The 20,190-nt window shown below is 28.5% G+C and carries 25 protein-coding genes; 11 read left to right on the plus strand and 14 right to left on the minus strand.

Annotation, left to right across the window (positions count from 1 at the left end; translation table 11 throughout):
* Positions 1-28: 28 nt before the first annotated feature.
* The 4 genes from BQ5344_RS11120 to BQ5344_RS11135 form a co-directional block, all read right to left on the minus strand.
* On the minus strand, positions 29-223 hold the full coding sequence (locus BQ5344_RS11120) for a hypothetical protein (protein ID WP_071125365.1): 195 nt from the start codon (positions 221-223) through the stop codon (positions 29-31).
* 8 nt (positions 224-231) lie between these two features.
* Positions 232-969, minus strand: coding sequence for an ATP-binding protein (locus BQ5344_RS11125; RefSeq protein ID WP_071125366.1), 738 nt, complete (start codon positions 967-969; stop codon positions 232-234).
* Positions 884-1,690, minus strand: a complete 807-nt coding sequence (locus tag BQ5344_RS11130) for a conserved phage C-terminal domain-containing protein (protein WP_071125367.1) — start codon at positions 1,688-1,690, stop codon at positions 884-886. The genes BQ5344_RS11125 and BQ5344_RS11130 overlap by 86 nt, the downstream gene beginning before the upstream one ends.
* An 88-nt stretch (positions 1,691-1,778) precedes the next feature.
* On the minus strand, positions 1,779-1,985 hold the full coding sequence (locus BQ5344_RS11135) for a hypothetical protein (RefSeq protein WP_071125368.1): 207 nt from the start codon (positions 1,983-1,985) through the stop codon (positions 1,779-1,781).
* 74 nt (positions 1,986-2,059) lie between these two features.
* Here BQ5344_RS11135 and BQ5344_RS11140 point away from each other — a divergent pair, with 74 nt between their 5' ends.
* Complete coding sequence (locus BQ5344_RS11140) at positions 2,060-2,485, plus strand: hypothetical protein (protein WP_071125369.1); 426 nt, start codon at positions 2,060-2,062, stop codon at positions 2,483-2,485.
* Here the strand turns inward: BQ5344_RS11140 and BQ5344_RS12230 are convergent.
* The 4 genes from BQ5344_RS12230 to BQ5344_RS11155 all read right to left on the minus strand — a co-directional run bounded on the left by BQ5344_RS12230 (position 2,453) and on the right by BQ5344_RS11155 (position 4,384).
* The gene (locus BQ5344_RS12230) at positions 2,453-2,605 is read right to left on the minus strand and encodes a hypothetical protein (RefSeq protein ID WP_158663024.1); all 153 of its coding nucleotides are present in this window, start codon (positions 2,603-2,605) and stop codon (positions 2,453-2,455) included. The two genes, BQ5344_RS11140 and BQ5344_RS12230, sit on opposite strands and share 33 nt — an antisense overlap.
* A 167-nt stretch (positions 2,606-2,772) precedes the next feature.
* Entirely contained in the window at positions 2,773-3,000 is a 228-nt protein-coding gene (locus tag BQ5344_RS11145) for a hypothetical protein (protein WP_071125370.1), read from the minus strand.
* A gap of 148 nt (positions 3,001-3,148) precedes the next feature.
* The gene (locus BQ5344_RS11150; protein WP_071125371.1) at positions 3,149-3,934 is read right to left on the minus strand and encodes a hypothetical protein; all 786 of its coding nucleotides are present in this window, start codon (positions 3,932-3,934) and stop codon (positions 3,149-3,151) included.
* 15 nt (positions 3,935-3,949) lie between these two features.
* Positions 3,950-4,384 carry a helix-turn-helix domain-containing protein gene (locus BQ5344_RS11155; protein WP_235846155.1) on the minus strand — a complete coding sequence of 145 codons (435 nt, stop codon included), beginning with the start codon at positions 4,382-4,384 and terminating at the stop codon, positions 3,950-3,952.
* A gap of 171 nt (positions 4,385-4,555) precedes the next feature.
* Between BQ5344_RS11155 and BQ5344_RS11160 the strand changes: the two genes are divergently transcribed.
* From BQ5344_RS11160 to BQ5344_RS11195, 10 genes are all read left to right on the plus strand, one after another.
* Positions 4,556-4,873, plus strand: a complete 318-nt coding sequence (locus BQ5344_RS11160) for a hypothetical protein (protein WP_071125373.1) — start codon at positions 4,556-4,558, stop codon at positions 4,871-4,873.
* 1 nt (position 4,874) lies between these two features.
* Positions 4,875-5,045, plus strand: a complete 171-nt coding sequence (locus BQ5344_RS12235; RefSeq protein ID WP_158663025.1) for a hypothetical protein — start codon at positions 4,875-4,877, stop codon at positions 5,043-5,045.
* Positions 5,046-5,318: 273 nt separating this feature from the next.
* Positions 5,319-5,567 (plus strand): hypothetical protein, encoded by a 249-nt coding sequence (locus BQ5344_RS11165; RefSeq protein ID WP_071125374.1) that lies wholly within the window; start codon positions 5,319-5,321, stop codon positions 5,565-5,567.
* Positions 5,568-5,813: 246 nt separating this feature from the next.
* Positions 5,814-5,948, plus strand: a complete 135-nt coding sequence (locus BQ5344_RS12535; protein WP_268872983.1) for a hypothetical protein — start codon at positions 5,814-5,816, stop codon at positions 5,946-5,948.
* A 114-nt stretch (positions 5,949-6,062) separates the two neighbouring features.
* Entirely contained in the window at positions 6,063-6,710 is a 648-nt protein-coding gene (locus BQ5344_RS11170; RefSeq protein ID WP_071125375.1) for a YqaJ viral recombinase family protein, read from the plus strand.
* Between the two features lie 9 nt (positions 6,711-6,719).
* Positions 6,720-7,640: a DUF1351 domain-containing protein gene (locus BQ5344_RS11175; RefSeq protein ID WP_071125376.1), complete on the plus strand. Its 921-nt coding sequence runs from the start codon at positions 6,720-6,722 to the stop codon at positions 7,638-7,640.
* Positions 7,641-7,652: 12 nt separating this feature from the next.
* Complete coding sequence (gene bet / locus BQ5344_RS11180) at positions 7,653-8,387, plus strand: phage recombination protein Bet (RefSeq protein WP_071125377.1); 735 nt, start codon at positions 7,653-7,655, stop codon at positions 8,385-8,387.
* Between the two features lie 60 nt (positions 8,388-8,447).
* Entirely contained in the window at positions 8,448-8,963 is a 516-nt protein-coding gene (locus tag BQ5344_RS11185) for a hypothetical protein (RefSeq protein WP_071125378.1), read from the plus strand.
* The gene (locus BQ5344_RS11190; protein ID WP_205408004.1) at positions 8,938-9,117 is read left to right on the plus strand and encodes a helix-turn-helix domain-containing protein; all 180 of its coding nucleotides are present in this window, start codon (positions 8,938-8,940) and stop codon (positions 9,115-9,117) included. The genes BQ5344_RS11185 and BQ5344_RS11190 overlap by 26 nt, the downstream gene beginning before the upstream one ends.
* Before the next feature lie 11 nt (positions 9,118-9,128).
* Positions 9,129-10,178, plus strand: coding sequence for a site-specific integrase (locus tag BQ5344_RS11195; RefSeq protein WP_071125379.1), 1,050 nt, complete (start codon positions 9,129-9,131; stop codon positions 10,176-10,178).
* A 124-nt stretch (positions 10,179-10,302) separates the two neighbouring features.
* Here the strand turns inward: BQ5344_RS11195 and BQ5344_RS11200 are convergent, their stop codons facing one another.
* The 6 genes from BQ5344_RS11200 to BQ5344_RS11225 form a co-directional block, all read right to left on the minus strand.
* On the minus strand, positions 10,303-12,084 hold the full coding sequence (locus BQ5344_RS11200; RefSeq protein WP_071125380.1) for a L,D-transpeptidase family protein: 1,782 nt from the start codon (positions 12,082-12,084) through the stop codon (positions 10,303-10,305).
* A gap of 37 nt (positions 12,085-12,121) precedes the next feature.
* Positions 12,122-13,771, minus strand: a complete 1,650-nt coding sequence (locus BQ5344_RS11205; protein ID WP_071125381.1) for a L,D-transpeptidase — start codon at positions 13,769-13,771, stop codon at positions 12,122-12,124.
* Positions 13,772-13,951: 180 nt separating this feature from the next.
* Entirely contained in the window at positions 13,952-15,172 is a 1,221-nt protein-coding gene (locus BQ5344_RS11210; protein ID WP_071125382.1) for a MalY/PatB family protein, read from the minus strand.
* Positions 15,173-15,197: 25 nt separating this feature from the next.
* On the minus strand, positions 15,198-17,933 hold the full coding sequence (locus BQ5344_RS11215; RefSeq protein WP_158663027.1) for an nSTAND3 domain-containing NTPase: 2,736 nt from the start codon (positions 17,931-17,933) through the stop codon (positions 15,198-15,200).
* A 36-nt stretch (positions 17,934-17,969) separates the two neighbouring features.
* Positions 17,970-18,464 carry a pyridoxamine 5'-phosphate oxidase family protein gene (locus BQ5344_RS11220; protein ID WP_071125384.1) on the minus strand — a complete coding sequence of 165 codons (495 nt, stop codon included), beginning with the start codon at positions 18,462-18,464 and terminating at the stop codon, positions 17,970-17,972.
* Positions 18,465-18,479: 15 nt separating this feature from the next.
* Positions 18,480-20,150: a formate--tetrahydrofolate ligase gene (locus tag BQ5344_RS11225; protein ID WP_071125385.1), complete on the minus strand. Its 1,671-nt coding sequence runs from the start codon at positions 20,148-20,150 to the stop codon at positions 18,480-18,482.
* Between the last annotated feature and the right edge of the window lie 40 nt (positions 20,151-20,190).

Genomic DNA, 20,190 nt, shown 5'->3' on the forward strand with positions numbered 1-20,190 from the left:
TATTTCCTCCTGATTTTATATATTTTGTTTATTTTTCTTTCATCTTAATTTTCAATATTTTCTCAATTTGCCTAATTCTCTTGCTGTTTCCCTCTATCTGAACACCATTTTGTTTTATCTTTTCAGATTTTTTCATCATCTGTTCATTCAAAATTTTGTTTTGTTCTTTCAGAATTTCATTGTTGCTTTCCAGCCTTTTCTTTTCTTCCTGTAATTTTTGCATTTATCCTCCTATCCAAATATTTCTTCAAAAATTTCTTTGTTTACATCCGCTCTTCGACTTTCCCAGTTAAATTTAATGCCTTGACAATTCTTTTTAAGTCTGTCGTATACAGCTGCAGACCCTAATGTATCTGTATATTCCTGCATTTGTTCGGTATCTAAGTTAGTCGATATTATCAAACATTTTTGACTTTCTTCAAAAAAATTAAATACTTCAAACAAATTACTTTTCCCCCAGCCTTCATTGATATGTTCCTTACCCATATCATCTATGATAATCAAATCAGACTCCTTAAATGCCTTGTACATTTCAATTTCAATTTTTGAATCCTTAAATCCCTCCCATATTTGTTTCATTATCTGTTTTATCGAAGTTCTTAAAACTCTATATCCTCGTTTTTCAAGTTCGTTGAATACGCATAAACTGTAATATGTTTTTCCAGCTCCTACTTTACCGTACATATATATACCTATGCCGTGTTTTAGTGCTTTGTCAAACTTTTTACAATAATCTTGGATTTGTTTTTTTATTTCTGCCTCTTCTTGACATAACACTTTTGCATTTTCAAAAGTACATTTATCATAATATACAGGCAATTTTAACAATCGTCGGAATCCAACACTCTTTTCTTTAGGGAATTTATAAACATTAACTGTTTTGCTAAAATTCAAGGTCGTAGTTTGGTTTTCTTTGCTTGTTTGTAGTTTTATTGTCTTTTGCTTTACCATTTCTGCTATTGTTTGCATTATCATTTCCTCCTGTTTTTATAAATTGTTTTCGTTTTAAATAATCTTCAAACTTATTTCCAAATAAAGTTTGTGGTCTTAAATATACTTCCCATTCTGTACCTTTCCAAGCCAAACACATATTATCAATAACTTTTTTAAAATCTTCCAGTTCGTAGCCTTCATTTCGCCTTGCTTTTATAAGTCGTTGTGTCTTAGAAGATTCTGGATTGTATTTTTCTTTTCCTGTACGTTCTGTTTTTTCATTTAAATATTCAATTACCGAAGTATATATATTATTATTATTAATAATATTATTATCTTTATAAGATATAGTATCTTTATTTGTCGGATTTTTTTCCGATTTTTTTGGCTCTTTTTCGGATTTTTTTCCGAGATTGCTCGGATTTTTTTCCGAATTATCTTTTTGCTTTATGAAATTCCAACTTTTACCTTTTGCTGTAATTCTTATTAAATCTTTTTTACCTTTTTTGATATATTCAATAAGCCCTTTTTCTTGTAAAATCTTTAAATTTCTATAAACTGTATCACTTTTTTCAAAAAACATAGGCAATTCTTCCATAATCAAGTTTCTTGATACAAAATAGTAAGTTTTATTTTCAATTATTTCTTCAACAGCCCAGTTATTTGCTTCATAAAGCAAAGAAAATAAAATGCCTTGTGTTGCGTTTATTTTCCATTCCATACATTTCTGATTATTAAGGGTTGTTATAAATCTCATTTTTACACCTCTTTACTTAACTTAACAAATTTGATATAATCAAATTACAATACTTTTATTCAAGCACTTTTGAGAGTGCTTTTTTCATTTACTTTTTAACTTGATAATTTTTATATCTAAATGTTTTTACTCTTTTCTTTTCGTTTTTGTTTCTATCTAAATAAAAATCTTTTAATGCTGCTCCAACTTTTAGGCTGAATATCTTTTTCTTCAATTCTTTATTCTTTTTTGTTAATTTTGCAATAAAATGCACTAGAAAAAATATTATTAATATTTCTGAAATAATTAATAGCATCTCACACCTCCTTTATTTCATTTTTACCTCCTTTTGAGTTATAATAATATTAATAAAACTAAAGGAGATTAACTATGTTAAGTGATATTGATATAAAAATATTAAAATATATCTATAAAAACAACAAAGTCCATAAATATGATATTCTAAAAAAATTCCCTCAAGAAAAATATTCCACTAATTTAAGATTAAAAGAAATGGAAGAGGAAGATTTTGAAATTTATGCACCTTTTGAAAGTAATAAATATATAATTTCGGAATATGAAATTATTCAAGATATTAATAAAATAAATACTTGGCATAAACTGGATATTTATTATCTTACTGATTATGGCAAAAAATTTATTCAAGATTATTGTCAAAACGTTAAAAATATCAAAAAAGATTTTTGGATAAAATTTCTTTTGGAATTTATGCGTTCTGTATTTTGTCCTTTAATTGTTGCTTTTATTACTACAGTATTGACTTTATATGCCAAAAAATTTTTTCATATCCCTTAATATCAACACCAATATCCCGTGAATAATATTAAAATGTTTTGCTATATAGTATGATACTATCCCTGCTGTAATGCTTGGTATTATCCAATTCAATATTACCCATTTATCAATTCTATTCACTTCACACCTCCTCTCTCTTCATTATCATCAAATAAAATAATCATATCTTTTCAAAGAAAGGAGTGATTATTTATGGAAAATAATGATAAAAAATTAAAAGAAATCATTGAACTGTTAAGAAAAATTATTAACAGCAAAAAAATCAATTAATTACGATTAAATCGGAATTAATGGTTAAAATTTAACCCTAAATCAATTTTTAATTCACGTTGAATATCTATTAAAAAATCTAATTTAGGGAAACTACCATTCGCCAATCTTGTCATATTATCAGAGAAAGTTTGCGGAGTCATATTTATTTTGCTAGCTATAACTTTCTGTGATAGCTTTTCTCTTTTAAGAGTAATATTTATTTTTGAATAAATATCTGTTGCTATTTTTTCCTTTTCTTTCATTTCTACTCACCTCTAATTCATTTTATCCGATAAAATCGGAAATGTCAAGTTGTTTTTTAAAAAAATAAATATTACGTTATTTTTGTACAAAAAAAGAGCCTTTTTTAAGCTCTTAAAATTTATTATCTTTTCGTATATCAAAATATTGTTAGTTACTGTTACCACATTGTAAATTTGTAAATTCCTCTGTATTAATATTTTGTACTGCTATACAAAACATTCTAACTTTTCCACCAAATGAATTATTTGCTATAAATTTTTGATTTATTGTTATAGTATCATCATCTCCAGTTGTTTTTATTGCTTCTGTATTTATATGCTGATAACTATTTGGATCCTTTAAATAATGTTTTTTTAAATAATCTTCCAAAGAAAATTGGGCTCTTTTCAATAAATCTTGAGTTCTTATTTCAAATTTTCTTTTTGCTTCAGCTATCTTTTGTTTTTCAATCATTTTTAATGCTTCATTTCTTTTATTTTCTATATTTTTTAATTCCTTAACTATGTATTTATTAACAAGTTCATTTTTTGAATACTGTTTATTTAAGTTATTATTTTTCAAAGCATTGTATTCATTTTCTGTTAATTTTCCCAGCTCATAAAGGAAATCTATTTTCTTTGCTTTTTTTAATTCAATTCTTAAATTTATTCCCTCTTCATTTTTTTTAATTTTTTCAAGTATTGATAATGATTTATCAACATCGTTATTATTCAATGCCTGAACAGCCTCATTTGTTAAATTCTTATCAGATATTCCCTCTGAAACTGATATTGACGCTCCATATATAAACAATAAAATACAAACAACTGTTATTCCTATTTTTATATTTTTATTCCAATTTGTTTTAGTCCACACCAAATAAGGTACTAAAATATAAAAGAATAAAACACATAATATTATTCCCCACCAAGTTTTATACCATTCCTTTTTCAATAAAATCACTCCAATCTATAATTCTTCTATTTTTTCTTTTACTTCATTAATTAACCCTTCAACTTGTTTATAATTTCCATTTTTCAAACTCAAATATTCTACTTTCTCTGTTATAAGATTTAAAATACTTTTTTGTTCCTCAACTTCCACTAATTTTAAAAGTTCCAAAAGTCCATCTAAAAATTCATCGCTATCATCACCTAGCAATCTTTTTCCAATATCTCTAGGTAACATACTAGCAAATATTTGTTCTCTTTCTTTTTTATTCAAGCCTAATGCTTTAGATAATGTATCTACTGTAGCAATTGTAGACTTATTTTTTCCTGTTTCAATATCTCCTATTGTTCCTCTTCCTAGTCCTGCTTTAGTTGCAAGTTCAGCAATTGTTAAATTTCTACTCTCTCTTAATTTTTTTAAAGTTATACCTAAAGTTTCCATAATTTTCTCCATTCTATAAGGCTCTTTAATATATTATACTTTATTTTTTCAAAATTTATCAAAAAAAACTTGACATTTCCGATTTTATCGGATATAATATATTTGTAAGATAAATAAATAGGCTCTTTAATTTTTTTTATTAAATTAATCCGATTAAAACGGATGAAAAGGAGATGATAAAAAATGACTGAAAAAGAAAAAATAATTGAAAAATGGGCAAAAGAAAATTGCTTTGGTTACCCACAACAAGGCATAGCCAAAATGGAATACTATGATAGTGGTTTCAAAGAGCTGAAAAAGAAAATTCCTGACATAACAGAAGACGAAATAAAAGGTTTTGAATACGACGGAATATACGATGAATACGAATTAAGCCCATCAGAATATGGAAACGAAGATTTGGTAAAGATTATGAAAAAATCCGATATGATTCACAATGTATCGAATATAAAATGTGTAATTGTAGGAAGAAAACGAAAATTTAGTTTAGGAGAGATGTGAAATGAAATACACTTTATACAAAAACGATAAGTTTATAATGCAAAGAAAACATTTTTATCCCATAAAAATGTATCTTATAAAAACTTTGGGAATAAAAAATATTTATATACCATATACCAATTTAATGGATATGGCTAAGAAAAACAATTACAAAATGGAGGTAGAAAGATGAAATTTGAAGCGTTACAAATAGTAAACGAAAACAACAAAAAGGTTTTAAAGGAAAGAGAAAACAAAAAACTGAAAAACAGAATCAAAAAATTATTTAAAAAGTAATTGATGTTTTACCAAGCTTATAACAATTACTGTTGTGGGTTTGGATAAGATATTAATAAACAAGATTTTTACAGCCTTTAAAAGCAAGTCTGGTAACAAAAAAAGCATATCAATATATCAAATTAAACTTATCTATAATGCTGTTAAAAATCTAAAATTAGGAGGCTAAATGGAATATAAAAAAGAAGAAAAGCAAGCAATAGAGGAATTTAGAAAACTTAGAGGAAATAATCCTCAAGTATCAGTTACAATCGAACTTACAAATTATGGATTCTGGCTAAGAGGATTTAAGAAAAAACAGAAATACTTTAAACCTGTTCGATATTCAGACTGTGAAGTTTCTTGTTTTTATGGAAAAGAAGATGTATTACAAAAAATTAAGGAATTTAAACTAAAAATAAAAGAATTAGGAGAGTGATTAAAACGAATGAAAAATTAATAAAAGAATTGAACAGCTTAAAAGCAACTGAATTAATACAGATTGCAAAAAAGTAAAATCAATTTTCAGAAAATATTATTCTGTTGAGTCTTATACACTTGACAGGAATAAAAGAACACTGGAATTGGAAACAAAAGATAGAAATATAATCAAAGTTAAATTTAAAAAGATAACAAATAAAAATAAATTTAAAATAGTAAATTACAATATAGAAAGAGAGGAGATATGAGCATAAGAGAACAACTGGAAAAAGAAATGGATAAGGAAGAAATCAAGGAACTGGAGGAAGAAAATGCTAACAACAGCGAATGCAACAAAATGGATGATTTTGATACTGACATCAATTTGGATTCAGATTGAAGTAATTAGAGTTAAAGGGCATTGGATAGCAGGAGGCAATGTGGTATCTCCATTTTTGGTGGCTATGTTGCTGTGGTATATGCCTAATAGATTTAAAGATTTTAAAGGAGAAATATGCAATATAAAGAAATAAGTTATAAAAACGAAGAAGAATGGCACAACATAAGGCGAAAGCACATTGGAGGAAGCGATGTGAGTGTCATAATGGGTTATAATGAATACAAAAATCCCGTAACTTTATGGGAAGAAAAAACAGGCAGGCGTGAACAGGAAGATTTAAGTGATAACGAGGCAGTACAACGTGGCAAATTGAGCGAAAATCTGCTTATAGAACACTTTAAAATCAATAACCCTAGTTACATTGTGGGTAAACTTGAAAAAACGCTTGAAAGTCTTAAATTTAGTTTTATGAGTGCTAATCTTGACGGAACCCTAAAAAACGAAATGGGAGAAATGGGAGTTCTGGAAATTAAGACGGCAACGTGCCATTCATATCAAATTTACAAGGATAAATGGCAAAATGATATTCCGATTGAATATTATCTGCAAATCCAGCATTATCTGTATGTAACTGGATGGAAATATTCGATATTGTATGCTGATATAAAATTAGCTTTTGCAGATAATAAACACGAAATTAAGCAATATTTCATTGAACGTGACGAAGAAGATATTGAGTTGATAAAGCAAAAAGAAATTGAATTTAACAGTTTCATAGTCAATGACATTAAACCGCCGTTGACAATAAAATTAGCAGTATAGGAGGATAAGATGAGTGAAACACAAACATTGGAATTGGTAATTAAAAAAATTACTCCAGCACAAGTTGAAAGTAATATTGAACAGCTGGATACATATATGTCAAATGTTACAGAACATTACAAAAATTGGATTGTAACAGAGGATAGCTTAAAAGAAGCCGCAACAGAAAGAACAAAATTAAATAAACTTGAAAAAAATCTTGCTGAATTTAGAAAAAGAGTTCAAGAAGAAGGACTAAAAGATATTAACGCTTTTATTCAAAAATTAAAAGATTCGGAAAAAGAAGTAAAAACATTGTCAAATAACATTAAAACACAGATTGATGAATTTGAAGAAAAACAATGGGAAGAAAAACAAAAAGAAATACAGAAAAAAATTAACGGAATGTTCGTAACAAATGAAAATTTAAAGCAGTTCGTTGTGCAGAATCCGAAATGGAAAAATAAAACTTTTACTATGAATAAAATAGAATCTGAATTATCCGAGCAACTAGAAAATTTGGTAAACAAGAAGCAGTTTATCGAAAATGAATTAGAAAAAGCTAATAAGGGAATTGAATTTAAAATAGTTTTTGAAGCTGTACAATTTTTAATGAACTCAGAATATTCAGAAATAGTTAAGGAGATCGAGAAAAAGAGAAACGAAACTCAAAAAACTGAGGAAAATTTAAAACAGAAAGCCGAAGAAGAAAAACAAAGAGAACTGGCTGAACTTGAAGCAAAAAAAGAACGAGAAAAAGAAGAAGCAATCAAGGCTGCACAACAACAAAACGATGAAATAAAGGAAACTCAAAAAACAGCTGTAAACAGTAAGTATTACGATATTACATTAAGATTTCCAAAAGTTCCAAGCCAATTTCTGAAAGACTTTAAAAAATTGGTGGATAGTTACGGATTGGAATATATAAAAATAGAAAGCAAACAAATTTAGGAGGATATAGAAATGGGAAGACTAGGAAACGAAAAACACAAAAATGATGATAGATTAATGGTATTTAGAGTAGGAAATGACGAAGTAAAGTTAAGCAATAATCTTGTAAAAAGATATTTGGTAAGTGGACAGGGAAATGTAACAGATCAGGAAATTATGTATTTTATGAAACTGTGTAAGGCAAGAAATTTAAATCCTTTTGTCAAGGACGCCTATTTAATCAAATATACTGATAAAGACCCTGCAACAGTGGTTGTTGCAAAGGACGCTATCGAAAAAAGGGCAATACAACATCCACAATATAATGGTAAAAAAGTTGGGATATATGTGGAAAATAAAGAAACTGGAGAATTAATAAAACGTGAAGGCTCTATATTTAGAAAAGATAAAGAAGAATTGGTTGGGGCTTGGTGTACTGTTTATCGAAAAGATTGGGATAACCCTGTTACTGCTGAAGTGAATTTTGATGAATATATAGGAACTAAAAAAGACGGAACACCAAACACAAACTGGAAAAATCGACCAGTCACAATGATAACAAAAGTAGCAAAAGCACAAGCATTAAGAGAAGCATTTATTGAAGAATTAAGCGGAATGTACGAAGCAGAAGAAAGCGGAGTAAATACGAGCGAATTAGATGATACCCCAGTCCATGTTGAAGTTGATGAAAACGAAACTTACAACAAAGATGATATAGAAGATGCAGTTGAAGTTACGGAAAATGAAGATAGCGGAGACCCGTTTTAATAAAAGAGAGGGTTAATTGAAAAGGGTACTTTTTGTAACAAAATAATTAGGAGGATTAAAATGGAAAAAGAAGATGTATTAGAATTAAAAATAATAGATACACTAATCACAGAAGACGGAATTGATTATATAATATGCAAATTATCACAAAATACAGAAGTTTTAAAAAGAGGAGTAAATACAGAGTATTCCAAAAGTTTTGAATATCCTGGATGGGATATTAGAAATAAACAACTTTATACTTTAGGAGTTGTAAAAAAATATGACAATCTCCCATTCGCTGTACCAACTTCTGATATAGAACTTTTGAAAGAAAAAGTAAGAGTAATAAATGAAAAATATGGTATTAAGAAACGTTGGAGAGCGGAACGAGGAGGATATTTTTATTACATCGACTTTCTTTTTGAAGTCGAACAGACAGTTGAGACTTTTGTGGAAGGAGATGACGCTATATATAAGTCAGGCAATTACTTCGAAACAAAAGAAGAAGCACAAGAATATGCAGAATATATGAAAAAATGTAGCCTTGAATGGCACGAAAAGAGGGATAATGAAGATAAAAAAATATTTTTATAATGCTAGTGATATTATGAAAATACTAGAAGTAAGTTTAAGCCAAGCATATAAAGTGATTAGGGAGTTAAATGAAGAATTGAAACAAAAAGGAATACGTGTGCAACGTGGAAAAGTGGCAATTGAATATTTCAATGAACGCTACAAAATTGCTTAGGAGGTATTCGTATGTCCGTTTATAAAGAAAAGAATGATAAAAAATGGAAAGTTGAAATAAGAACTGTTGATTCCACAGGAAAAGCAATTAGAAAAAGGAAAAGCGGTTTTAATACAAAAAAAGAAGCAGTATTGTGGGAACAAGAATTTTTAAACAAACTTGCTTCAAATTCAAATATAACATTTAAAACTATGTGGGAAATTTACTTGGAAGATTGCAGACTAAAAGTAAAAGACAGTACAATTATTAGAAAAATACAGTTAATGAATAATTATATACTGCCTACTTTTGGAAATATTTTGATGAACGAGATAAATACAAACCACATCAGGAACTTTCAAAATGAACTTCTGGGAAAAAACCTTTCCAAAAATACCCTTAGAATTATTGAAAGCCAAGCGAAATGTGTTTTTAATTTTGCAGTAAAATATTACAATCTTGAATCTAATCCTATGTCTAAAGTAAAAACGATTGGTTCAAGAAAAAATACTAGGGAGTTTTCCATTTGGAGTTTGGAAGAGTTTCAAAAGTTTATATCAATTATAGAGGATATACAGGATGTTGTGTTTTTTTCACTGCTATTCTGGACAGGTATGAGAGTTGGCGAAGCAATAGCTTTGAATATTAAAGATGTGGATTTTGAAAATAAGAAATTAAATATTAATAAAACAGTTTCAAGAAGTTTTAATGGAGATATTATAACAAAGACAAAAACAGAGAGTAGCATTCGTAAAATTGCACTTACAAATAAAACACTTGAATTATTAAAAAAACAAATAAATAGAATTTATAAGCCAGCAAACAGCCAAAGATTGTTTGATTTTGGAAGAGGATATGCTAGAAAAAGGTTTCTTGAATATATAGAGCTATCTAAAGTTAAAAAAATAAGAATGCACGATTTAAGGCACTCTCACGCAAGTTTTTTAATTCAGAAAGGTGTAAATATTTTAGCCATTTCCAAAAGGCTTGGACACGAGGACATCAAAATGACATTAAATACCTATGCTCACTTGTATGAAGAAGAAAATAAAAGAATGATAGATATTTTGAACAAAATTTAAAAATTCAATTCTGCCCCTTTTTTACCCCTTTTAGTAAAATAAAAAAGTTGTATAGTTCTCTAAAATAAAAGGGATATTCATTTTTAATGGAATATCCCAAACATCTGAATTAATTTTTAATTTATTATTTAACTAACATAACTGTAGGAACACTAGGCACTCTAAATCCTTCTGAATGTCCAGGTGTCGAATTTCCTAACCATTCATAGATAAACTTAATCTGATCATCATAATGTCTTATACATTTATGAGATTCTGGATAAGTTCCTATTTTTTTAGCTGTTGCAGCTTTTCTTTGTTCTCTTGTGTTTTTTGGTTCAAAAACCGATGGTATACTGTGCATGTAACCTCCACCACTAAATCTTACGGCATTTTTTGCATCTCCTACAACTGTCTTATTATCTGAGCCTGTATATTGCATTACAGGTTTAGAATAAGCGATTAAAAAAGTTCCGTAAGGTGTAGCAAATGAGTTTCCAGCATCTTTTCCAGTTGTTACGAATGAAGAAGTTACTACATTCCAGTTATCTCCAGCTTTTTCTATAACCATTTCATTCTGACTGCCTCTGTCAACATAGATAAATCTTGTTATTTCTCCGTTAATTCCCGCATCTTTTAAATATTTTCTTGCAGCAGGCTTTAAATAATAAACGCCATTATCATAAGCATCTATTTTTACTTTTATGTATTTATCTGTCTCCTCTTCTATAACCATAATTGTTCTATCTGGAATGTTTATGTAGTCTTTAAAACTCTTATCAGTGTATCCATATTCACTTTGATTTGGACGGTTTCCAAATTTATCTCTATTTCCTGACTTGCTTCCGCCAAGAGGTATATAGTTATCTAAAACGTATAATTTTTTATTTGATGAAACTGCATTTTTTATAAATTTATTTGTTTTATCAACTTTTTTCATCATATCGTTCCAGTCAAATTCACGTTTTTCAACAGCTGATTTTGGAATATACCCAAGCTGATTATCAAAAAATACTTCATACCATTCATCTGATTTATTTCCAGTATTAGTTTTAACAATTCCTGTTGTTCTGTATTTATGAGAATATGCTGCTGACTTTATGGCTTTAGCATTAGAATTTGGTTCTTTTCTTATGCTTGTCGCTGTTTTTACAAATACAAACTCATCCATTTCTCTTGGAGAATGCTTATCATATTGAAAATTAAATGTCAAATTTTTTGGTCTTTGACTATTAAATTCCTTAACATATGAATACTGCCCTCTCAATGAATTTGTATTTTTACGTTCTTCTACTGTCTCTTTTATTTCTTTTTCTTTAGGTTCATCTTCTTTTTTTTCAATTACAGAATTTTGAGCCTTTTCCATATTAGATTGTTTTAAAATTTCTTCTGGCTTATTATTTTCTACGGCTGGGCTGTTTTTCTGATTTCCTTTAGAATCCTCTGTATTTTTTTTTTGCGAAACAGGTTTTTTGTCTGTTTCGTTAGTTTTAGTCTCTTTTGCTGGTAATACTATTTCTTGTTTTTTCTCTGGTTTTGGAGTCTGTGTTTTTTGATTTTGTGCAGACGGTACTCCGCCTTTTTTAGGATATTCGGCTATAAATCCTTTTATAAAGGTATCAAGTTTTGCTTCAAATTCAGATTTAGTTATTGTTTTTTCTACACTTTTTCCTTTTGTAAATTTAGCTTTTTCATTAAATACATATGGAGTAAATTTTAAATACACATTATTTCCTTCTACTGCATAATCCACATCTATTTTATCCTTAACTCCATCTCCATCTAAGTCAGGTTCGAGCGAAATCTGCTTCCATTCTAATTTTTTTGCTTCTTTTGGTGCTGAAAAAGTATTAGTTGATATTACAGAAAGTATTATCAATGCTACTATTGAAAATTTTATTTTTTGTAAATTTATTTTATTTATCATAAATTTATTTCTCCTTATTGTTTATTTTAAGGTTATCTTATAAAACTACTGCTATTACAGGCTCTTCAGGTATCGTGTTATCTCTATCCTTGATTTTACTGTCTGCATTTATCCATCCAACAATAAATTCAATCTGATCATCAAAGTGTCTTACACATTTGTGAGAATCTTTGTATGTTCCTATTTTATGAGCCGTTCCTGTATTCAATGTTGATCCTCTGAAATTAAGTCCTACAGGAATTCCATGCATATAACCTCCACCACTGAATCTTACTGCATATCTAGCACTTCCTCCGATAGTTAAGTCTGATCTTCCAGGAAGAGTTTTATCCCCTTCTCTTGCGTGTCTTGTAAATGTCATATACGGTCTTGTGAAAGCTACTAGGAATGCTCCATGTGGCGTTTCATAAGAACCCCACCCATCTTTTCCTGTCGTTACATACGAATATGTAACTACTTCATATTTCCCAGTTTCAGGATTTCTTTGGAAAAGTGCTTCAGTTTGACTATGTGGATCAATCGCAATAAATTTATTTACTTCATCTTTTATATTTTCTACTTGTTTATAGGTTCCTTCTTTTTTCTCAATAAAGTAAGGTCCTCCATAAAATGGTGTTTCAATTTTTAACATATTATTTTCTTCACCAATTATTTTAAAAATTGTCTGGTCAGGAATATTAATAATTTCGCCTTCTTTTTTAGAATTTGCATAACCTATGATACTTTGATTATTTTTATTTCCAAATTTATCCTTTTCACTTGGTTTATCACGCGATAAAGGTTTGTATTCTGTAATAATATATAATGCCTCTTTCCCTTTAATTGCTGTATCAATGAATTTATTTACAATCTCAATTTTTTTTATCATTTTATCCCAATAGAATCCTCTTGGCGAAACCATATCTTCGTTTCCAGCTATGAACCCTTTAACAGTTGTAGGATTTTCGGCAACAACCTTTCCATCCTTATCTTTATTAGTTTTTCTGCTTACATTTGTACTGGCTCTTTTTGTAAATTCTGTAAAATACCATTTTGTTTGGTTATTTGCAGCGTCTGATACCATATCAAATAATATTTCAGGTTTTTCACTAAAGCTAAGATGTGCCACAGCATTCCCATTTGGTGCTTCTAATAAACTTGATCCTTTTTTTATAAATAAAAAATTATTCGTATTATCTGGCGAATGATTAGTAAACTTCATTTTATCAAAAGTTATGTCACTATTTTTATTATCTCCATAAATTGTAATATATCTTGTTTCATTTGGTTGAATATTTTTAGAATATTCAGGATAATATTCCTTCACTTTATCAAACATTTGTTGCATTGCTTGAAGTTCCATAACATTAAATTTTTTATCAAAAGCTATTTGATAAGTTAATATTTCTTTCCCACCTTGATTTGTGTAAATTGAAACAACTGCTCCTATCAAATTATCGACTACATTATAAGTTACAACGACTTTTTCATTTATTCCATCGCTATTAAAATCATAATCAAATACATCTTTTTCCTGCCCTTTTACCGTAATATTTTCAGAATATTCCTTTGGTAAATTTAATGGCTCTGCACTTGCATTAAATGCTACAACTGTATTAATCAATGCTAGTGCTGCTATTTCCATTTTCTTCCATTTTTTAATTTTTTCTTTTCCAGCTTCCATAATACTATCCAATTTTTTTGTCACAATTTCCCCTCCTATATTCATCCTTTTTAAAACATTTCCACTCGTCAATCCAAAAGTTACTCACTTTTTTCATTTTAATATCTCTCCATCCTTTTTTAAAATTTTTTTAAGTAGAAAATTTTAGTTTTCTCGTATATTATACCATAATATCCCTAAAAAAGTAAAATATAAAATCAAATTCTATTTACAAAATTGTGGAAATTCTGCCTTTAACACTTCATAAAGCCTTTCCAGCATTTTCTTCAGATATTTCGTTGGCACAGCCAGATTTACCCTCTCAAATCCATCTCCAGCCTTTCCAAATGTATATCCCTCACTAAAAAATATTTTTGATTTTTTATTCATAAATTCCTTGAGTTCTGTATTTTTAAGCCCCAATGCCCGAAAATCTAGCCATTGCAAATAAGTCCCTTGTATTAGTGATGCCTTCAAATCTACAAATCTTTCTTCAAAAAATTTATTTACCAATTTCTGATTTTTATCAATTAACAGTAAAAATTCATCTAACCATTCTTCTGACTCTGTATAAGCCAATTCACATGCCTTATATGCTAATGTTGAAAAAACATGCATCGACATTTTTTCCATCTCTGCCTTGAATTTTTTACGTAGTTTCTCATTTTTGATAATTATATTTGAGATTCCTGATCCAGCTAGATTAAAACTCTTTGTAGGGGCAGTACACGTTATTGTAATTTCAGCAAGTTCCTCTGATAAAGTCTGAAAAACCGTATGTTTATGCCCAGCCATCACAATATCAAAATGAATCTCATCAGAAATCACAATCAAATCATTCTCAACCGCAATTTTCCCAATCTTTTCCAATTCTTCCCTGCTCCACACAATCCCAAGGGGATTATGAGGACTGCACAAAAGCAATATTTTATTATTTTTATCTTTTGCAAACTCTTCAAATTTTTCAAAATCAATAGAATACTTGACTTCGCCATTCTCATTTTTACTCTCAACTAATCCACAATCCACCAATTTTCTCTTATTTGAAGTAATTGCACTATAAAACGGATAATAAACAGGCGTAAATGTAATCACACCTTCATTTTCCTTCGCAAAAGCCTTAATCGCGACATATATAGCTGAAACCACTCCAGGAGTACACAAAATCCAGTCTTTTTTCACCTTAAAACCGTGCCTTCTCTCCATCCATCCTATAACAGCCTTATAATATTTCGGATAAGTCCCCGAATACCCCAAAACCGCTTCATCAATATACTTTTTCAGTCCTCCCGTTATCTCAGTAGCAATCTTTAACTCCATATCCGCCACAGAAAACGGAACAATATCGTCTTCCAGCTCTGGAAGCACTTCATACATCTGCTCCCATTTGTACGAGCCTTGCCCTTTTCTGCTTAGGATTGTTTCAAAATCATATTTTTTTGACATTTTCTAACCTTTCATATTCTAGAATTTATAAGTTTTTTTCAAATAATTCTATAATTTTTTCTTTTTCCTGATTATGTTCTAACTCTTGTCTAAATATTTTATTAAACAATTCTTCGAATTTACTAATCTCCACTTTTTTTATATCTTTTTTTTCAAATATTATGTTGAATTCTTTGATTATTAATTTTAGACATTTCAAGTCTTCAATTTCTATATTAAAATTATAAAATTGTTCTTCAAGAAATTTTTCTAAAATTATATTTTTCTGATTTTCTTTAAATATTTCATAAGAAAAATTAAAAATATCTTCTAAATGAGACTGATCTATTTTTTTTAAGTTCTCAAAATTACTACAATATACATTCTCTATTTCATTTTTCTCTATACTATATTCTTTAAATAAATTATAACAGTAAGCTATACTTTCTTCTATTTCATCCTTTGATATTTTTATACCCCAAACCTCGTTTATATGTTCTATTAAATTTTTTATACATTCTTCTTGAGAATCTGAAATTGAAATTTCCATATTTTTATAATCATCATCTGAAATTAATTCTTCTATTTCTTTATTGTTTTTTATTATTTTTTCTAAATCATTTTGTATTTTTAAGATAATCTCTTTTTCTTGATTTTTCAAATAAATCTGTACTTCTTTATTTTTTAGAATATTTTGGAGCTCTTCGTTATTCCAGTTATAGTTATAAATTTTATCCAATAAATCCCAAATCTCTTCTCTTTCTTCTTCTATGTATTGTTCTATTTTTTCTCCTAATTCATTTTCAATATGAGACAACATAATATCTTTTATATCTATAAATTCTATATTAATTTTTTCTCTTTTTAGAAAATCTAAAATTTGAATATACTCTTCTAATTCTATATCATCTAATAAAAATCTTTTAAATTCATCTTTTTCTCTATGAATTACTAGTAAAAATTCTTTTTTTAAATTATAAAATTTATAAAGTGCAAAAAATTTTTCTCCTATCAGCTCATAATCAAATAAAAATTTTTTATATTTAACTATAAGTCTTTTTACCTTTTTTTCTATATCTTTATTTTTTACTTCATACTCTATAATTTTTCTTAAATATTCTTCTTCTATAAAATTATTATCATCATAGATTGTTTTTAATTCCAAGAATTCCTTATTCATTAATATTTCTTCTATAAGTTCTTTTATTTTTGAGGTATTTTTTACTTCTTCAAATGTCAAAATTTTTAACACCTGCTCTATATACATTGAATTTTCAATAATATCAGAACATTCATTTAAGTTATTTTTTAATTCATTTTTAAAAAAATCGTTAACAGAAGGATTTAAAACTGATATTAAAGTCCTGTTATCATGTAATTTTACTGTTATTAGCGAATCTATTAATTTTTTCAATGATTTCTCGAAAAAATTTAAAGTAGTGTCTTTATTTCGAGCTGTTAATCTTTTATTGACTGCATCTTTTAATATTCTTTCTTCTATACCATAATTTGTAAGAGAATATAATGTAAACAAAAAAATTCTATCTTCTTCATTCATTTTTTTAAACTGACTTTTCCAAATTTGACTCGGATTTTCTAAATTTTTCAAAAACTCTTTTATATATTTTTTAGGTTCTTTAAATCTATTATTTATTGTCATATATTCAATAATCCGAGGGTTATAATTTTTATGTTCTATAATTTTAAAATAATTTTCATCTCTTTTTATTTCTTCAAAAAAATCATTTCCCATTCCAGAAAAATATAAATGATTGTATAAAATTTTAGCTTTATCTAAATAAGAAATTTCATTGGTATCTACTAAAATTCTTTTGTTTTCTTCTTCAGTTATAAAATCATTAAATTTATTTTCTTCTTCCTTAGCTTCATTTAAAATTATTATTCTGCTATTTAAAATCATTTTTGTATTTTTATAATTTTTTTTAATATTTTTTACTGTTGAATACACTTCTTTAATTTTTTTATTATCTAATTCCAAATAATGCTGTCCTAAAAAATCATCTAATAAAATTAATTGTTTTTCTTCTTTATTTAACGATAAACTTTGTTTTATTTTTGAAATATCATTAATACTTGAAATTTTTATTTTATAGCCTTCTGCTATATAATTTAATACTAACATCTTAGATAAAGTAGTTTTTCCAGTTCCAGGATTACCAGTAATTATTACTAAATTTTCTTTATTTAATATTTTTAATATTTTTTCATAAAAATCTGTTTTTACAAATTTACGACTCTCCTCTTCAATTTCACACATAAACATTTCTTCATCAAATAAAATATCTCTACTTTGTATTAGCTCAAATACATTAGTAGAAAAAAGCCATAGTTTATAATGTTTTTTTAAAATATCTATATTTTGAGGGTCATCTAAAAACCTATTTATATCTTCATAAGATATTATGTGAGAAATATCTTTCATGAAATTCTCACCTATAATTTCAATTATTTCTATTTTATTATTTTTACTAAGTTTTAAACTTGTTATCAAATAATAATTTTTGGGATTAATATTTTGAACCTTTTCTTTTTCATTATTCATTACTTTTTTTAAATCTGAAAATTTTGATCCTATATAATGTTTAGCTTGTATCATTACTTTAGGACTATCAATTTCTAAACTACAAATATCAATTCCACGATCTTTTCCAGCTTTAAATGTAAAAAGTTCTGTATCTAGCCCTAACTTTTTCTTCATAATATCTCGACACAATAATTCAAAATCATAACTACTTAAATTATTTAAATTAAAGTTCTCCACTTTTTATTCCTTTCAATCTCTTATATAAAGTTTTACTCACTCATGCTGCTTACAACTCATCTCCTCAACCACAAGTTTAAACACACAAACCGCTTTCAACATTTGCTCGTCAAACTCCCATTCTGTTTTTCCAGTATTATGTTTCATCAATTCGAGCAGTGCCTTCATTTTTTCCTGTGAATCTTCAATAATCTCAACTTTCCCATTTCCAATCACACTTTGGAATCTCGTAGTGTAATCACAGGCTTTATCACCTTTTGTGTAAATTTTGTGATTTGTGTCAAGTTCAAATCCTACGTAGTTATTTTGTTTTATTATATCAAGTTTTCTCCCTGTTCTTGCACCGTGAAAGTAAAATGTATAGTTTCCATTTTCTTCGGTAAAGCCAAAATTTAGTGGTACAATGTAGACTTTTCCCTTGTCATTTAAGCCAAGACGGCAACAGTCACAGGCTTTTATAATTTCTTTTATTTTTTCATTGTCTGTAATTTCTCTGTCCCGTCTTCGCATTTTTACTTTTGTATTTCCCATTTTTGTATCCTTTTTCTAAAATAATCCTGAAATTACTCCATTTTCATCAATGTCAATTAACTCTGCCGCTGGCTTTCTCGGTAATCCCGGCATATCTATAATTTCTCCAGCCATTGCTACTAAGAATCCTGCTCCAGCTGATAGTCTTACTTCATTGATTGTAATTGTGAAGCCTGTTGGTCGTCCTAGCAGATTTGGGTTGTCTGACAATGATTTTTGTGTTTTTGAGATACATATTGGCAATTTGTCGTAGCCGTTTTCTACGTATTTTTTAATATTGTTAAGTGCTTTTGGTGCAAAGTTCACTCCATCTGCTCCGTAAATTTCTTTTGCAATTTTTTCAATTTTTTCCTGAATTGACAAGTTCAAATCATAAAGTGGAGTGTATTTTTTATCTGATTTTTCATTCTTTTCAATGGCGTTCATAACTTTTTCCACAAGCTCTTTTCCACCTTCTCCACCTTTTTCCCAGATTTCGCAGTTAGCAACTTCCACGTCCATTTTTGCACAGAAGTCTTTTATCACTTGAATTTCAGCATCAGTATCAGTTATAAATTTGTTAATTGCCACAACAACTGGCAAATTGTACTTTTGCATGCTTTCAATATGTTTTTCAAGGTTTACAAGCCCTTTTGTCAATGTTTCAATATTTTCCGACTTCAAATCCTTGTCTCCGCCGTGATGCTTTAACGCACGAACTGTCGCAACGATTACAATAACATTTGGCTCCAAGTTCCCAAGCCTAGCTTTTATATCCAAAAATTTCTCAGCCCCCAAATCAGCCGCAAATCCAGCTTCCGTAACCACATAGTCAGACAATTTCAATGCCATTTTTGTAGCCAGCAACGAATTACATCCATGTGCAATATTTGCAAAAGGCCCACCATGAATAAATACAGGCGTGTTTTCCAAAGTCTGTACCAAATTAGGCTTTATCGCATCTTTTAGTAGTGCCGCTACTGCTCCTTGAATATTAAGCTGCTTAACTTTGAGCATTTCTCCTTTTCTGTTGTACGCAAAAACTATTTCCCCAATTCTTTCCTTCAAGTCAGTAATAGAGTCAGCAAGACAGAAAATCGCCATAATTTCTGAAGCAACTGTTATCTGAAACGAATTTTCACGAGGCACGCCATTCACTTTTGGTCCAAGCCCAACAACAATACTTCTCAAATTTCTGTCATTCATATCAAGCACACGTTTAAAAGTAATATTATTCACATCAATATCAAGTTCATTTCCAAAATGTATATGATTGTCAATACACGCAGAAATCAAGTTATGTGCAGCCGAAATTGCATGAATATCCCCTGTAAAATGTAAATTTATCTCTTCCATAGGCACCACTTGCGACATTCCACCACCGGCAGCTCCACCTTTCATACCAAACACAGGTCCCAAAGACGGCTCCCTAAGTGCCGCAATCGATTTATACCCAAACTTGTTCAACGCCTGAGTCAATCCAACAGTAACAGTAGACTTCCCTTCCCCCGGAGGCGTAGGAGTAACAGCCGTCATCAAAATCAATTTCCCATCTTTTTTCCCTGCATTTTTCTTCAATACTTCCAAACTAACCTTAGCCTTATACTTCCCGTACGTCTCAAAATCATCCTCTGTAAGTCCAATACTTTCTGCAATCTCACCGATTTTTTTCAATTTCGCATTTTGAGCAATTTCAATATCCGTCATCCTAACATCCTCCTGTATTTTTTATTATTTATATAAAAAT

The sequence above is a fragment of the Leptotrichia massiliensis genome, assembly GCF_900104625.1.
GTDB lineage: Bacteria > Fusobacteriota > Fusobacteriia > Fusobacteriales > Leptotrichiaceae > Leptotrichia > Leptotrichia massiliensis.

Coding starts and splice junctions, on each gene's coding strand:
- BQ5344_RS11165 (WP_071125374.1), top strand. CDS start 5,319: ATGGAATATAAAAAAGAAGAAAAGCAAGCAATAGAGGAATTTAGAAAA.
- bet (WP_071125377.1), top strand. CDS start 7,653: ATGGGAAGACTAGGAAACGAAAAACACAAAAATGATGATAGATTAATG.
- BQ5344_RS11125 (WP_071125366.1), bottom strand. CDS start 969: ATGCAAACAATAGCAGAAATGGTAAAGCAAAAGACAATAAAACTACAA.
- BQ5344_RS11185 (WP_071125378.1), top strand. CDS start 8,448: ATGGAAAAAGAAGATGTATTAGAATTAAAAATAATAGATACACTAATC.
- BQ5344_RS11175 (WP_071125376.1), top strand. CDS start 6,720: ATGAGTGAAACACAAACATTGGAATTGGTAATTAAAAAAATTACTCCA.
- BQ5344_RS11190 (WP_205408004.1), top strand. CDS start 8,938: ATGAAGATAAAAAAATATTTTTATAATGCTAGTGATATTATGAAAATA.
- BQ5344_RS11140 (WP_071125369.1), top strand. CDS start 2,060: ATGTTAAGTGATATTGATATAAAAATATTAAAATATATCTATAAAAAC.
- BQ5344_RS11120 (WP_071125365.1), bottom strand. CDS start 223: ATGCAAAAATTACAGGAAGAAAAGAAAAGGCTGGAAAGCAACAATGAA.
- BQ5344_RS11195 (WP_071125379.1), top strand. CDS start 9,129: ATGTCCGTTTATAAAGAAAAGAATGATAAAAAATGGAAAGTTGAAATA.
- BQ5344_RS11200 (WP_071125380.1), bottom strand. CDS start 12,084: ATGATAAATAAAATAAATTTACAAAAAATAAAATTTTCAATAGTAGCA.
- BQ5344_RS11170 (WP_071125375.1), top strand. CDS start 6,063: ATGCAATATAAAGAAATAAGTTATAAAAACGAAGAAGAATGGCACAAC.
- BQ5344_RS11210 (WP_071125382.1), bottom strand. CDS start 15,172: ATGTCAAAAAAATATGATTTTGAAACAATCCTAAGCAGAAAAGGGCAA.
- BQ5344_RS12535 (WP_268872983.1), top strand. CDS start 5,814: ATGAGCATAAGAGAACAACTGGAAAAAGAAATGGATAAGGAAGAAATC.
- BQ5344_RS11155 (WP_235846155.1), bottom strand. CDS start 4,384: ATGGAGAAAATTATGGAAACTTTAGGTATAACTTTAAAAAAATTAAGA.
- BQ5344_RS11135 (WP_071125368.1), bottom strand. CDS start 1,985: ATGCTATTAATTATTTCAGAAATATTAATAATATTTTTTCTAGTGCAT.
- BQ5344_RS11220 (WP_071125384.1), bottom strand. CDS start 18,464: ATGGGAAATACAAAAGTAAAAATGCGAAGACGGGACAGAGAAATTACA.
- BQ5344_RS12235 (WP_158663025.1), top strand. CDS start 4,875: ATGAAATACACTTTATACAAAAACGATAAGTTTATAATGCAAAGAAAA.
- BQ5344_RS11225 (WP_071125385.1), bottom strand. CDS start 20,150: ATGACGGATATTGAAATTGCTCAAAATGCGAAATTGAAAAAAATCGGT.
- BQ5344_RS11160 (WP_071125373.1), top strand. CDS start 4,556: ATGACTGAAAAAGAAAAAATAATTGAAAAATGGGCAAAAGAAAATTGC.
- BQ5344_RS11130 (WP_071125367.1), bottom strand. CDS start 1,690: ATGAGATTTATAACAACCCTTAATAATCAGAAATGTATGGAATGGAAA.
- BQ5344_RS11145 (WP_071125370.1), bottom strand. CDS start 3,000: ATGAAAGAAAAGGAAAAAATAGCAACAGATATTTATTCAAAAATAAAT.